The sequence below is a fragment of the Dolichospermum sp. FACHB-1250 genome, from assembly GCF_014696335.1.
In the GTDB taxonomy this organism is placed as follows: domain Bacteria; phylum Cyanobacteriota; class Cyanobacteriia; order Cyanobacteriales; family Nostocaceae; genus Dolichospermum; species Dolichospermum planctonicum.
In genome coordinates this window covers 1-14245 of the sequence record NZ_JACJPZ010000002.1, presented here as the reverse complement: position 1 = coordinate 14245, position 14245 = coordinate 1, and the positions used below count along the sequence as shown (strand labels likewise).

Annotated in this window: 10 protein-coding genes; 2 read left to right on the top strand and 8 right to left on the bottom strand. The window is 40.9% G+C overall.

Annotated features, from left to right (window positions below; translation table 11 throughout):
* Positions 1 to 354 precede the first annotated feature (354 nt).
* From H6F39_RS00755 to rimP, 5 genes are all read right to left on the bottom strand, one after another.
* Complete coding sequence (locus H6F39_RS00755; protein WP_137906637.1) at positions 355 to 603, bottom strand: hypothetical protein; 249 nt, start codon at positions 601 to 603, stop codon at positions 355 to 357.
* A 365-nt stretch (positions 604 to 968) separates the two neighbouring features.
* Positions 969 to 4073 (bottom strand): translation initiation factor IF-2, encoded by a 3105-nt coding sequence (gene infB / locus H6F39_RS00750; protein WP_137906636.1) that lies wholly within the window; start codon positions 4071 to 4073, stop codon positions 969 to 971.
* Between the two features lie 471 nt (positions 4074 to 4544).
* The gene (locus H6F39_RS00745; protein ID WP_137906635.1) at positions 4545 to 4814 is read right to left on the bottom strand and encodes a YlxR family protein; all 270 of its coding nucleotides are present in this window, start codon (positions 4812 to 4814) and stop codon (positions 4545 to 4547) included.
* Positions 4815 to 4873: 59 nt separating this feature from the next.
* Complete coding sequence (gene nusA, locus H6F39_RS00740; RefSeq protein ID WP_190372765.1) at positions 4874 to 6127, bottom strand: transcription termination factor NusA; 1254 nt, start codon at positions 6125 to 6127, stop codon at positions 4874 to 4876.
* Between the two features lie 138 nt (positions 6128 to 6265).
* Positions 6266 to 6727 (bottom strand): ribosome maturation factor RimP, encoded by a 462-nt coding sequence (gene rimP / locus H6F39_RS00735; RefSeq protein ID WP_137906634.1) that lies wholly within the window; start codon positions 6725 to 6727, stop codon positions 6266 to 6268.
* Between the two features lie 273 nt (positions 6728 to 7000).
* On the opposite strand from rimP, the gene H6F39_RS00730 reads away from it, so the two are divergent.
* Together H6F39_RS00730 and H6F39_RS00725 are read left to right on the top strand one after the other, a co-directional pair.
* On the top strand, positions 7001 to 7993 hold the full coding sequence (locus H6F39_RS00730) for a zinc-dependent alcohol dehydrogenase family protein (RefSeq protein WP_137906633.1): 993 nt from the start codon (positions 7001 to 7003) through the stop codon (positions 7991 to 7993).
* 295 nt (positions 7994 to 8288) lie between these two features.
* Positions 8289 to 9161: an S-methyl-5'-thioadenosine phosphorylase gene (locus tag H6F39_RS00725; protein ID WP_190396045.1), complete on the top strand. Its 873-nt coding sequence runs from the start codon at positions 8289 to 8291 to the stop codon at positions 9159 to 9161.
* 323 nt (positions 9162 to 9484) lie between these two features.
* Here the strand turns inward: H6F39_RS00725 and H6F39_RS21030 are convergent, their stop codons facing one another.
* The 3 genes from H6F39_RS21030 to sat all read right to left on the bottom strand — a co-directional run bounded on the left by H6F39_RS21030 (position 9485) and on the right by sat (position 13900).
* Entirely contained in the window at positions 9485 to 10378 is an 894-nt protein-coding gene (locus H6F39_RS21030; RefSeq protein ID WP_190396044.1) for a Uma2 family endonuclease, read from the bottom strand.
* A 98-nt stretch (positions 10379 to 10476) separates the two neighbouring features.
* Complete coding sequence (locus H6F39_RS00715) at positions 10477 to 12642, bottom strand: caspase family protein (RefSeq protein WP_137906630.1); 2166 nt, start codon at positions 12640 to 12642, stop codon at positions 10477 to 10479.
* A 76-nt stretch (positions 12643 to 12718) separates the two neighbouring features.
* Positions 12719 to 13900, bottom strand: coding sequence for a sulfate adenylyltransferase (gene sat, locus H6F39_RS00710; protein WP_137906629.1), 1182 nt, complete (start codon positions 13898 to 13900; stop codon positions 12719 to 12721).
* Positions 13901 to 14245: the final 345 nt, after the last annotated feature.

Sequence of the window (14245 nt, the reverse complement as noted above, 5' to 3'; positions counted from 1 at the left end):
AACAACATAAGACAAACTATACCCGATGATTGGCAATTTTTTAACTAAAATTATGATTAAAAAAAACACGTAACTGAACCTTTCAATTACCGTTATTGGACAGAACCTCCGTTGTTGAATTTGTTGTTGAATTTGTTGTTGAATTTGTTGTTGAATTTGTTGTTGAATTTTGGGGTGGGTTTTAAGCCGGAAACTGAAAATTTTTGGGGGTAAAAATATTTGAATAGTTCAGTTTCTGCGGTTTTTGACTCTGATCTGCTCTTTCTTGTTCCCTGATATACATAAAAATTGAGGATAAGATTTCTTATCCTCAAGTCTTCTGCTAAAAGCAGGTGGTAAGTATTGGCCAAATGATTAATAAGCTAAAGTGTCTAAAGTCTCTCGTAAATACATTTGCACTTGTTGATCTAGGCGTAAACTTTGTAATTGAGCATTACATTCTAGTTGCCACCGTTTAAAACCGGAACTACCAGATATAACATATTTTAGTTCCTGCCAGAGTAGTTTGTTAGCAGATAATTGGATATCTCTAGGCTCACTACTGCCATAGCCTTTGTTGTCCTGTTGATGCGCGTAATCGCTAGAAGTTGGAAATTGAGTCATAATTTCTCATTCCTGATTTTTCACTTCCCAGAAAATTTGAGATTTGGGATTTTAGATGTCTATTTATTGCAAACTCAAGGGGAAAGACGTAAATCTAGTCACCCAGACCTAAAATTATCAAATTTTGCTTAAACTTTTCCTAAAATAATGGTTTTACCCCTATAAATTCTGTCTCGTTAATCACTAAAAGCGGAATTTGCTGTCAAAAATTTGCAAAAAACTTGTTTTTCATGAAAAAGAGAATTTTGATCAACGTTATTAGTCGTGAATTACGGAGTGCTGAGTTTATCTTATTTGAGTGTTGAACTCTAAATAATCTTAATTCAACACTCATCAACTCAGCACTCAACGTTCTGATCACGGAACTATTTCGTCATGGTTAGGGTACGACGTTTAGTTACCATTTGATAGGCTTCAATGATGTCATTTTCCACCCAGTCATGGAACTTATCAATGCCGATACCACATTCATAACCTGCGTTGACCTCGCGGGCATCTTCTTTCATCCGTTTGAGGGAATCGAGAACACCTTCATAAACCACCTTATTATGACGACGGACGCGCACTTTACAGTTGCGAACCAGTTTACCAGATTGAACATAACAACCGGCAACTGCACCCCGGCCAACGGGGAAGACAGCACGGACTTCTGTTTGTCCCAAGGGTTCTTCCACCAATTCTGGTTCGAGGAGACCTTCTAAAGCCCCTTGGATGTCTTCCAAGAGTTTATAGATGATGTTATATTCTCGAACATCTACACCTGCTTCATCCGCTGCTTGTCTAGCACCACTGGCGTAAGTGGTATTAAAGCCAATAATGACAGCGTTACTAGCCGCAGCTAAGTCTATGTCTGTTTCGGTGATTTCTCCAGCCGTAGCCAGGAGCATCCGAATTTGGACTTCGTTTTGAGGAATTTGGCGTAGAGAGCCAATAATGGCTTCCACAGAACCTTGCACGTCGCCCTTGAGGATCAAGTTGAGTTCTTTCAACTCGCCTTCTTGTGCTTGTGCTGACAGGGTTGTGAGAGTGACACGACCTTGCAACAAGCGGGATTGTCTTTGTTTGTCCGCGCGATCGCTTGCTATAGAACGAGCTTCTTTCTCGTTTTCATAGACCTCGAAATCATCACCAGCAGCGGGGACATCACTTAAACCCAATACTTCGACAGCAAAGGATGGACTAGCAACGTCTACACGCCGGCCTCGATCATTAACCATGGCGCGGACTTTACCAAAGGCCGAACCAGCTACAAGCATATCCCCAACGTGGAGAGTACCATTTTGAATCAGCAAGGTAGCAACAGCACCCTTAGCTTTATCCAAATGAGCCTCAATGACTGTTCCCTTAGCAGCCCGATCTGGATTAGCGGATAGTTCGGCCACTTCCGATACCAGCATAATCATTTCTAGGAGAGTATCGAGGTTTTCGCCCCTGATAGCACTGACGGGAACCATAATAGTTTCACCACCCCAGTCTTCAGCGGTGAGACCGTAATTAGTCAGTTCTTGTTTAACTCGCTCTGGTTGTGCGCCTTCTTTATCAATCTTGTTGATAGCGACAACAATGGGAACATCTGCGGCTTTAGCGTGGCTAATAGCTTCGATGGTTTGGGGACGAACACCGTCATCAGCAGCGACGACCAAAACGGCTATATCTGTCACCCTAGCACCTCTGGCACGCATAGCTGTGAAGGCTTCGTGTCCGGGAGTATCTAGGAAGACAATCTGCTGTGGTTTGCCTTCATGTACTATATCAACATGATACGCGCCGATATGTTGGGTAATACCGCCAGCTTCTCCAGCCGCAACTTTAGTTTTGCGAATAGAGTCGAGGAGGGTGGTTTTACCGTGGTCTACGTGACCCATAATGGTGACCACTGGAGGACGACGAATCAGGTGATCCAAGTCTTCCACGTCAATCATTTCTGTGATCTTGCGAGCTTCGGCCTCCCGTTCCACGATTTCGACTTCTACCTCTAGTTCTTTGGCTACTAGGGTAATAGTCGGAATATCCAGGTTTTGGGTGATACTGACGGCCATGCCTTTCATAAACAGGATTTTGACAATCTCTGTATCGGCAATTACCAAGGCATCCGCCAATTCTTGGACTGTTAATGGACCGGTGACAGCCAGTGTGGCTGGACGGTCTGGTTTTTGTTCTACAATTTCTTGACGACGATGTTGCTCGCGGGAATAACTAGATTTTTTACCTCTAGTGGTGGGAGCAGCTACAACCGCTACCGTTGGCGCACCGGGGCGAGTCCCTTTAGGTTTGGGAGGACGGGCAATGGAAAGACTGACTTGGACTGCTGCGGAAATTTCACCCAGACCTTCATCAAGTAAATCCTCTTCATCGAGTAAATCATCTTCTAAGACTGGTTTGACCCGTTTGCCCTTTGGTCCAATCTTAGCCTTTTCTTTGATTTCGTCAATGATTTCTTCTTCTTGCCATTTTTTCCCACCTTTGTTTAGACGTGGAGGTGTGGGACGTTTTAAATCCAGGATATCGGGAACTATTAGTGTATTATCTAATACTTCCTTCTTCCCCCCTCCCACATTATGCCGGGGTGGAGTGGCAATGGGCATGGCGGCCACTGGTTCACTGGAGCGTGCTGGTCGAGGGCGTTGGCTGTCACCACCCACTGATGGTTTACCAATTCGCTGTTCTGGTTTTGTCGGGGCTGAAGTAGCACGACTGGGTTTTGACGGTGCTGGGGATGAACTTTGATCCGATGAAGGTTTATTAGCTTTACCTCGAATCGGATGGGGATTCTCTTCAGCACGTTGTTGGCGATCGCGTTTGAGGACGGGTTTTTCGGAAACTCCTACAGATTGTGTTTCTGGTGGTTTTGTCCCATCTACTCTGGCGGGAGGAGAAACCAATGGGGGTTTTTGGGGTTTTTCTGGTTTCGGTCTGGGAACAGATATTTTTTCTGGTTTTTCCGCCGTTACCTTTTCCCCTGCTGGTTGAGGATTAGATACCTGTTCCGGTGGGGTGATATTAGGCTTGTGCGGAGTTTCAGATTGATTCCTGGGTACTGGTCGAGTTGGTGCCGTCGGCTTCATGGGTGACACTGGTGTAGCGAAAGTCCGTGGAGGTGAAGGATGATTAGCGTCAGCAGCAGCAGTCGCTACTGAAGCATCTGGTGTGTTGGTGGTGGTGTTTCTCAATATTTTCGGTTTGCGAATTTCCAGAATTTGCTGTTTGTGATTGGTGCTCTTGTGGTTTGGGAATGAATTTGGTCTATGGCCATTTGTACCTTGTTCCTTTTTAGCAGCCTTTTTAGCAGCTAAATTGGCGGCAATGAGCTTTTGGGCTGCGGTACGAATTTGTTCAGCTTCTGATTCAGAAATCGTGCTGCTATGGCTTTTGACTGCAATGTCGAGCTGGTCGCAAATTGCTAATAGCTCTTTATTGTCCAAATTCAATTCCTTTGATAAGTCATAGATTCTAACTTTGCCGTTGTTCATCCACTCTTTCCCCTTTAATTTACAGTTTTAACGGATGGTTGCCTGGTTTGTGACATCTCCACCCTTTGATCACTGTTTTTTCGGTTGCCCTTGGTGATATTGCCGGTGCCTCCAGTTAGGAAAGAGAGATGTTTCGGTTTCATGCTGGCTTTGCCACCATTTAATTTTCCTGACGCGATTGATCATCGCGGAGGTGATGGTTAATGCCCAACTGCGCTTTGGCGCTACCAGGTTGCCATTTTTGATTTTTTTGTTTTGCTTTCTTTATGCGTTTTCTACAACACAATCCAGAAAAACTTTTTGGGAGTAATGCCCTGCGGCCTCCCAGGAAAGAGAGATCGAAAAAGCTGTTTACACCCATTTACCATTTTGGCACCAACTTGAGCGATACTAAAGGTGAGGATTAGATCACTAATAGTTCAGCTTTTGTCATCATCTCTTTAGAGATTATCGCAATTTTTGTTGTCACCATTAAATAATATCTTGGGGATTGCTGTGATTTAGACGTTGCCACAATGTTTGATACACTGCATCTGGCACTGCCCCTCGCAGCGATTTCCCTAATCTATTTTTTTTCTGAGCTACTTGGAGGCAAGTCTCCTGAGGACAAATGTAGGCAGAACGCCCCATGCCCTGATCTAATTGTACCTTTCCCGATGGAAAGACGCGGACAATCCGCCAAAACTCTTGCTTCAAGTTGACTTGGCGACAACTAATACAACGCCGATAGTTGGGTTTCATCAGTGGTCAGTGGTCAGTAGAAAAAATCATCTTCCCCGGATATTGTCTTTCCTGGTATGTTAATCTTCTTCTGATTCTAATTCTTCTGCGATTTCATCTTCTCTATCTGTCCTCTCATCTTCATAATTTTGTGATTGATATTGCGCTCTTACTGCTGCAAATTTAGTATTTTCGGCTTCATAATCATACTTAGCTTGATCTTTAATATCAATTTTCCAACCAGTGAGACGGGCTGCTAATCGCACATTTTGCCCTTCTTTGCCAATGGCTAAACTCAGTTGATCTTCTGCTACTAAAACGTGGGTTTGGCGACTTTCTGGGTCCATGAGCCTGACTTCATCTACCTTTGCTGGACTCAACGCATTGGCAATATAGGTGGCTGGGTCTGGTGACCAGCGAATGACATCAATTTTTTCTCCCCGTAATTCATTAACTACGACTTGGATTCTTGATCCCCTGGCACCAATACAAGCACCAACGGGGTCTACATCTCGATCTAGGGTATCAACGGCAATTTTTGTCCGAGGTCCAACGTAACGAGAAGGGGGATTGGCTTCTCGGGCTACGGCGACAATTCGCACTACTTCATCTTCAATTTCTGGGACTTCGTTGGCGAATAAATAAACGACTAAACCGGCATCAGCACGGGATACCATCAATTGTGGACCCCTTTGCTGTCCTTGGGAAACTTTTTTTAGATATACCTTAAAGGTAGCATTAGCTCGATAGTTATCGTTGGGTAGCTGTTCTCGCTTTGGTAATTCTGCTTCTACTTCTGATTGTCCGAAGCCGCTACTAACTGCTAAAACTACAGATTGGCGTTCAAATCGTAAGACTCTAGCTTGTAAAACTGTGCCTTCTAAGTCTTGAAACTCTTCTTGCACCATTTGGCGTTGTTGATCTCGCAATTTTTGCGCTAATACTTGTTTAGTTTGCATGGCGGCCATGCGCCCAAATTCTCCTTGGTCTGGGGTGACATCCAAGACTACAGAATCTCCCAGTTGGGCTTCTGGGGCTACTTGCTGTACTTCGTCTAGGGAAATTTGATGGTCTGTGTTACTAACTGTTTCAACAATGTTTTTGGTAGAAAGAACACGAAATCCTTCGCTCTCTATATCTAATTCTACTTCAAAATTCTTAAAATACTCCTCATCAAATTGTTTACGTTCTAAATTTTGGGCGCGACGATAACGTTCGTAACCCTTGAGTAATGCTTCTCTAATGGCTGCTTGTACAGCTAAACGCGGTAAGTTGCGTTCTTGGCTAATACTTTCAATTAGCTCTTTTAATCCCGATAAAGTCACCATTGACATACGCAGTCTCCTAAAATTTTATGTAAAGTCAGCACAATGAGATAATGGGTGATGGGTAATTGTTTCTCCATGACCAATTACTCCGCACCAATTACCTTTTTCCCGGTCTCCCATCCAATGTCTAAAATCTAATATTGATTACCTACGCTCATCTATTTGTACTCTGGTGATGAGGTCACGGGGAATTTCCACTACACGACCTTTTTGGTTAAGGTAAACTGTAGTTTCGTCCCGGCGAATCAATAGACCTATCCACTCTTGCTTTTGTTCGTAGGGTGGGGAAGTGGAAATAATTACAGGAAATCCTTTGAAGGAAATAAATTCCCTGTCTGTTACCAGTTGTCTTGAAATACCAGGACTAGATACTTCCAATATATAAGCGTCTGGTATGATCTCTGTCGCATCTAATGACGCTTCTAAGGCACGGCTCATCCTTTCACAATCATCCAGGCCAATGTCCTGTAGAGGATTAAATATGTCTACCCGTAGGATTGGAGGACTTTGATTTGTATGAAAAACTACATTAACAATTTCCAATCCTAATTCTGTTGCTACTGGTGTCGCCAAATCAATAATTTGTGGTATTAAAGGATGAGTCATGAGAGAATTCAATAAAAAAAAGTGGGCTTCAACCCACTTCCTGCGATAGGGATATCTTCCAAGAAGTCTTGTGACGCACTCCATGAGTTCGCCCCTAACATGAGTGTAGCCTATTTCTTTAATTAATAAAGATGGTCTCTCAAAAATTAGGGGGGTGGGAAGTGGGAATAGGGAATAACGGAATAAAGAGATTTCTGAATTAGTGGTTATTCATTTTTGTCATTTGTTTGTAATTTTTAATTTGAGTTAAACAAGTACATTGGGGGGAAAAGCATGAAAGCAATATTAATGACAGCAGCGGGTAAGCCGGATGTTTTGCAATTACAGGAAGTACCTCAACCCGTACCAACAAATACAGAAATTCTAGTTCGTATCTTAGCGGCTGGTGTTAACCCTATTGATACTAAATTACGTCAACGAGGTACATTTTATCCTGAGCATAAGTCGGCTATTTTAGGATGTGATGGCGCTGGTATAGTGGAAGCTGTGGGTGCTGATGTGCAAAGGTTTCGGGTTGGTGATGAAGTATATTTTTGTTATGGTGGTTTGGGATCACATCAGGGAAATTACGCTGAATATACTACTATTGATGAAAGATTTGTCGCTTTTAAACCCAAGTCTGTTTCTTTTGCGGAAGCAGCAGCCGCACCCCTGGTTTTAATTACTGCTTGGGAAGCTTTATATGAACGGGGAAGACTTGAACCGGGAGAAAGTGTATTAATTCATGCTGGGGCTGGTGGTGTTGGTCATGTAGCTATTCAATTGGCTAAACTAAAAGGTGCAAGGGTAGCAACTACGGTTAGTTCTTTAGAAAAGGCTAGTTTAGTTACTGAAATTGGCGCTGATCAAGTGATTTTTTATCGAGAAACTGATTTTGTCAATTCTGTATTAGACTGGACTGATGGTGCAGGTGTGGATTTAGTTTTTGATACTGTTGGTGGTGATATTTTTGAAAAGTCTTTTCCCGCAGTACGCATTTATGGTGATATTGTCACTATTCTCGAACCTAAAGCTAATACTGTTTGGAAGGTGGCTAGAAATAGAAATCTGCGAATTGGTTTGGAATTAATGCTGACACCAATGTTATCAGGAATTGTGGAAGCATTAGAACATCATGGAGATATTTTACAACAGTGCGCTAATTGGATAGATGAAGGTAAGTTAAAGATTAAAGTTAGTCAAACTTTTCCTTTATCTCAAGCAGCACAAGCACATACTTTAATTGAAAATGGTTCTGTTTTAGGTAAGGTTGTTTTATTAAATTGATAATTAAGTAGGAAATTTGTTGAGATGATTGTGTTTATAACATTCCCATTCTTTTCCAGGTACAATAATAGGAAATTCACCGCATATAAACACAGATCAACGCAGATGAATCTCTACCTTTGTGGAGGAGGAAATGGTATATATGGTGAGAAAATTGGGGAGTGACTGAATTCTGGATTTTGAAAAAAAGCATCATATCTTAACTCCCATAAATTGTTTCTAACCATGATGGGAAATAGTTGTAATATTTCCCGTAAAATTACTTTTTAGACCAATTAATCACAGGTTTGATAATATGACAGTAGCTAGAATTGGAATTATTGGTGGTAGCGGTTTGTACAAAATGGACGCGCTTAAAGATGTGGAGGAGGTAGAAATTTCTACACCTTTTGGTTCTCCGTCTGACGCGATTATTCTCGGAACTTTAGAGGAGACAAGGGTAGCTTTTCTAGCACGTCATGGTCGTGATCATACTCTATTACCTTCTGAGTTGCCATTTCGGGCTAATATTTACGCTATGAAGCAATTAGGGGTAGAATATTTAATATCTGCGAGCGCTGTGGGTTCTTTGAAGGTTGAAGCTAAACCCCTAGATATGGTAATTCCTGATCAGTTTATTGATAGAACCAGAAATCGAATTTCTACATTTTTTGGTGAAGGTATTGTTGCTCATATCGCTTTTGGTGAGCCAATTTGTAAAAAGTTATCTGGTATTTTAGCGGATGCGATCGCTGCTTTAAATCTACCAGATGTTACCTTACATCATGGCGGTACTTACGTATGTATGGAGGGACCAGCTTTTTCCACTCAAGCGGAATCTCATTTTTATCGCAGTTGGAATGCTACAGTGATTGGTATGACAAATTTACCAGAAGCAAAGTTAGCTAGGGAAGCGGAAATTGCTTATGCAACATTGGCACTGGTGACAGATTATGATTGTTGGCATACTGATCATGATAGTGTGACGGTGGAAATGGTGATTAGTAATTTACATAAAAACGCGATAAATGCTCAAAGGGTAATTCAAGAAACTGTAAGGAGATTAAGCGAGATTTATCCTATTAGTGATGCTCATTCAGCTTTAAAGTATGCTATTTTAACGAATCTGGACAAAGCACCGACAGCAACTAAGGAAAAACTGCGGTTATTGTTAGAGAAGTATTTGTAAGGAATATTTTGCCTGAGAGGATGTTTTGTTTGAAAGTCTTATAAGACACAAATACACCTAAAAAACCTAACCTCCCTAACTCCCCCTAACCCTCTCCTTTTAGGAGAGGGAAAAGGAAAAACTTTTGTTACTGGGATGGGGGTTTCAAAACCTCTATCCTTTTTGACTTTCCAAGCATCCTCATTAGAGTTTTAAAATCAATCAATGATATTACAACCGAATGTAAGTGTAGCCTAGTAATCGCAACAAATTTATATTGTTTAATTCGTCTTGGGCTTCATTTACCATGACAATTGGGTATTTTTGCATGGGAATACTCTTAGTTATAAACCATCGGGTTCAATACCTAATTCCTTCAACCGTTGAGTTAAAATTGCTACTTTAATCTCTGCCTCATCAGCCCTTCGCTGTTCAGTTTCAGCTTTTTGACGTTCAGCTTCAGCTTTTTGACGTTCAGCTTCAGCTTTTTGACGTTCAGCTTCAGCTTTTTGACGTTCAGCTTCAGCTTTTTGACGTTCAGCTTCAGCTTTTTGACGTTCAGCTTCAGCTTTTTGACGTTCAGCTTCAGCTTTTTGACGTTCAGCTTCAGCTTTTTGACGTTCAGCTTCAGCTTTTCTAATTTCTTCTAAATTTGCTTCTTCTGGCGTAAGTATTAATCTACCCTCAACGGTAAAATACCTTAACCTATTTTCCAGCACTCCTAAATATAATCCTAATTCCTGACTCCAATACCAACCATTTTCTGAAGGACTAATACTTTCGTATTCATTTCCTACTAATCTCCAGCCTACCAATTCTAAGGTATTCGGGGAAAACCAAAAATACTCAGGAGTCCTAAATCGAGTTTGATACAATTCTTTTTTTAATCCTCTGTCTACTTTGGCTGTAGAATCAGAAAGTAATTCAATAATCAAATTCGGATATTTACCGTCCTCTTCCCATATTACCCAGGAAGCACGGGGACGTTTTTCCGTGTTTTTGACTAGGAAAAAGTCTGGACCTCTAAAGTCTCGATTTTTTAACTGTTGTCGACTATAGTAGATGCTGAGATTTGCACCAATGAAGAAATCTTCTTGATCGCGCCATAACCATTCTAAGCAAGTTACTAATATTAATAGTTGTGTATAATGTAAGGAGCTTTCCATTTCTGGTTCGTCGCTGAGTAGTTCCGTGCAATCTGGCATTAATGCTTCTATTTCTTGTGCGGTTAAAGCCATAGGTTTGATTTTGATAAGTTACTATCCTTAGTATTAACTATAATTCATCACCAAAAATTTTTATGGCACTGATCACCCAAATTACCAGCAAATGCTACTTAAACAACTTGAAAACTAAAGTTTAAACTTGCCCAATTATTGACATCTAAAATATAAGCATCAGTGGTAGTAGGGTTAATATCATCTTTAACTTTACTGCTGTGATGTAAGTCTTGCAATAGAGCTTGGGCAACTTTTAAAGGATTAACTAAAGGACTAATGGCTTGTTGATCTGTGGTAGGATATTTGGCAGTGGCTAAGGCTGTGAGAGTTTCCTTAAAGGGGTTTGTGCTGAGAATAATTTGGTGTTGACAAAAGGTAGAAAGTGTCGGAACTAACCAACCGGGTATAGGTTGATTATCTGGAATTTTGACGGTTTTGCCCGGAGGAATGAGGATTTCTGTTAATTGGGGTTTGTGAGGAGAAATGTTGTTTGGTGGAAAAACTTGCCAAGGATAAAAGGCAAAGGCACTTTGGTTATTATTTAAAGCTACTAGAATCAAGTATACAGGGCGATCGCTCAAATTTTCAATTTTATATTGCACCAGACTACCTACAGAAATTGTGGGAATAGCGGTGGGGGAATAACTGGGTCTGGGATAGGTTTTATCGCTATTAGCAGTTTCTACGGTTTCCCTAACCATGAGAATACGAGGTAAAATGTTATTAACAACCTCTAAAGTTGCCCTAACTGGTAAACGGGAAGTACCCTCATTTTCCGTAAGTTGCCATAATTTTGATGCTAACAGGGTAGAAAATTTTGGTGTTAATCGTTGCACTGCTACTTTTACAGCTTCATCAATTTCCCCTACGGTATTGGTAATTAGTTCACCACCCAGGGAAAAAACACCATAACGGCTGGGTATTTGGGAAACTTTACCAAAGACATAATCAGCGGTTTCTGTGCTGGTGACAATATTAGCCACATTGCTAATTCCTGAAAAGGCGCTGGTAGCATCTACCCGTTCAATTCTTTCTAAACCCTGATCTAAGGCAATATTCACATGAATATTTCTGGGTAATACGCGAACAGCTTCTTGTACTATTTGTCCAAGTGCTAATTTGATAATTTCTTTATCTACTTGGGCTTTAGCTATTAAACCAGTTCGGGATTTAATAATTAACTCTTCTCCAGTCTCCAGAGTTAAACGAGAATTTACGCCATAATTTGCTAGAACCAGGGGAGGTAATCCTCCTAACCATAATTTGATTGTTTTACCATCATCTTCTGTGGCTTTAACTATACCTACACCCCTAAAGTTATCAATCGGGAAATAATCAGCAATTACAGCATTTTCAGGATTTTTCCGCGCACTTAATAGGCTTGGTTGTTGTTTACCACCTAGCTTATATATAGAACTACCCAGATGAGAGAGAAGAACTTGTATTGTTTTTTGGGGAGTAGTTTCCCACAAATATTGAGTTAACGCATAAGTAAATAATCCCGCACTCCAACTAGGAAAAAGTAATTCTCCTGCTTGTTGATTTGGTTCTGAAGTGGCTTTAAGAATCAGGGCATTATTAATAGGTGATTTTTGATTTTTGAGTTGTGATAAAAACTCTAATTCTTCCGTTGCCAAAGTCAGAGATGATAATTCTGGACGAGTACGAATTTGCAAACCTGTGGATTTTAATTCACTGGAATGATAGTAACTAGTATCAAATACTGCTGTAACTTGATTTGTAGGTAGAGATCGCAATAATAGTAAGAGAGTTTCTTCTAGTAAATAGTTTACAGATTTTCCATCTCCTAAATTATTTTCATCAACGGGAAGTATAGCATTTTGTAATATTCCCGTGCTGTAGATCCCCGAATTCTTGAAGAAGTCAGGGATTTGATCATTTGTCTTCACGCGAGTACCATAACCTGAAAAATGGAAAATCACCACATCTTCAGGTTTGACTTGCTTACCCAAATGATCTACAAAAGCCGCTGTAATTAGGTCTTTAGTTGCTTGTTTGTCTGTTAAATTCAGAATATCTGCTGCTGCAAAACCAAAGCGATTAATTAACAGTTCTGTTTGCAATTCCACATCAGTGACACAACCAGCCAGGGCAGGACTTTGTGAATATTGATTAATACCTATCAAGAATGCTAACTTGCGAGATTTGGATTGTGCTAAAGCCTGGTAATAAGGATTGCCTAAACTTAACCACTCTTCTTGTGCTAGTCCTAATGCTGCTAAGGCGCAGCTAATTTCTTGTAAAAACTTACGCCGTTTCATAATTAACCATCAGACCCCAGCCCGTCAGTAATAGCTTAAAGGCTGAAGTCCATAGAGTCAAGTTTCTAGTCTTAATCTAAACTAATACAGGCGAAATTTGCATAGCCCGTGTTAATTCAGCAGCTACTTCTGGACGAGAAAATTCTGGTGGTGGTAATTCACCCCGACGTAACATTTCCCGCACCTTTGTTCCAGACAGATGAACCCGTTCTTCTGGTCTGCTGGGGCTGGTTTTAGTTGTAGCCATTTGTTTGGTGCGTGTGCAGTAAAAAGCGTGTTCAAACTTCATTGGCACAATTCCCAACTCTTCTGGCGCGAATTCATCGAATATATACTGAGCGTCATAAGTGCCGTAATAATCACCTACACCAGCATGATCCCGTCCGACAATAAAATGTGTACATCCGTAATTCTTGCGAACTAAGGCATGAAAAATTGCTTCTCTCGGACCTGCATAACGCATTGCTGCGGGATTAATTGCTAAAATTACTCTATCTAGGGGATAATAGTGTTCTAGCAGAATTTCATAACAACGCATCCGCACATCAGCAGCAATATCATCTTCCTTAGTTGCTCCTACCAGTGGGTGTAGGAATAGACCATCAACAGTCTCTAAAGCGCACTTTTGAATATACTCATGGGCCCGGTGGATAGGATTACGAGTTTGGAAACCGACAATTGTTTTCCATCCTTTGTTTCTAAACATTTCCCGTGCAGCAGCAGGATCAATTTGGTAGCTAGGAAAATGGGGATGAGAGTCCCGTTGTAATAACCAGATATCACCAGCCAAGTTAATAGAACCCTGATTATATACTACCTGCACGCCGGGATGTTTACGGTCGTCAGTGCGATAAACATTAATAGCTTCCCGTTGTTTGTCGTAAGCATATTTTTCGGTTAATGCCAACACCCCAATAAACTGCCCGCTGGGGTTATCCAGACGCACCAAATTACCTATTTCTAAACGGTCTGCCACTGCTGGGGTTACAGATAATGTAATGGGAATTGACCAAACAATATCGTTAGCTAACCGCATTTCTGTAACTACTCGATTGTAGTCTGCTTGGTTCATAAAACCAGTCAACGGACTAAAACCACCAATAGCAATCATTTCTAAATCAGAAACTGCTCGTTCATCAAGTTCCACACGGGGTAAAAAGTCAGCTTTGGCCAGAAATATTTCTCTTTGTGCTGCCGAAGCAACTCGGTTAATTAACTCTCCACCGTGGGGGGCATTTGCTTCTGGATGATAACTCAAGGTAATGTTTCCCTAATTGTTGCGAATTATGTATTAATTTATCAAATTTTTGTAGACATTGTTAAATTTTTGTGAAATTTTTGTGAAATTCTAATTTTTGGTTGCCAGTTGTTAGCTAGAGTCTTCTGCTTTTACTGCTAAAACCCACATTCCGCACCCTGAACTGTCACAGATCAAAAAAGCAGAGATAGTAGTACATAATAACTAACGATCAATTAAAGAGAAATAAGCTTAATGAGAATACATATCATTAAAAGGGGGGTGGTGTGAGAAAGTAAAGTTTCCTAAGGAGTCCGAATTCAAGATGATTAAAAAATTTATTATTCAGAAAGCAAGAAATGAGAG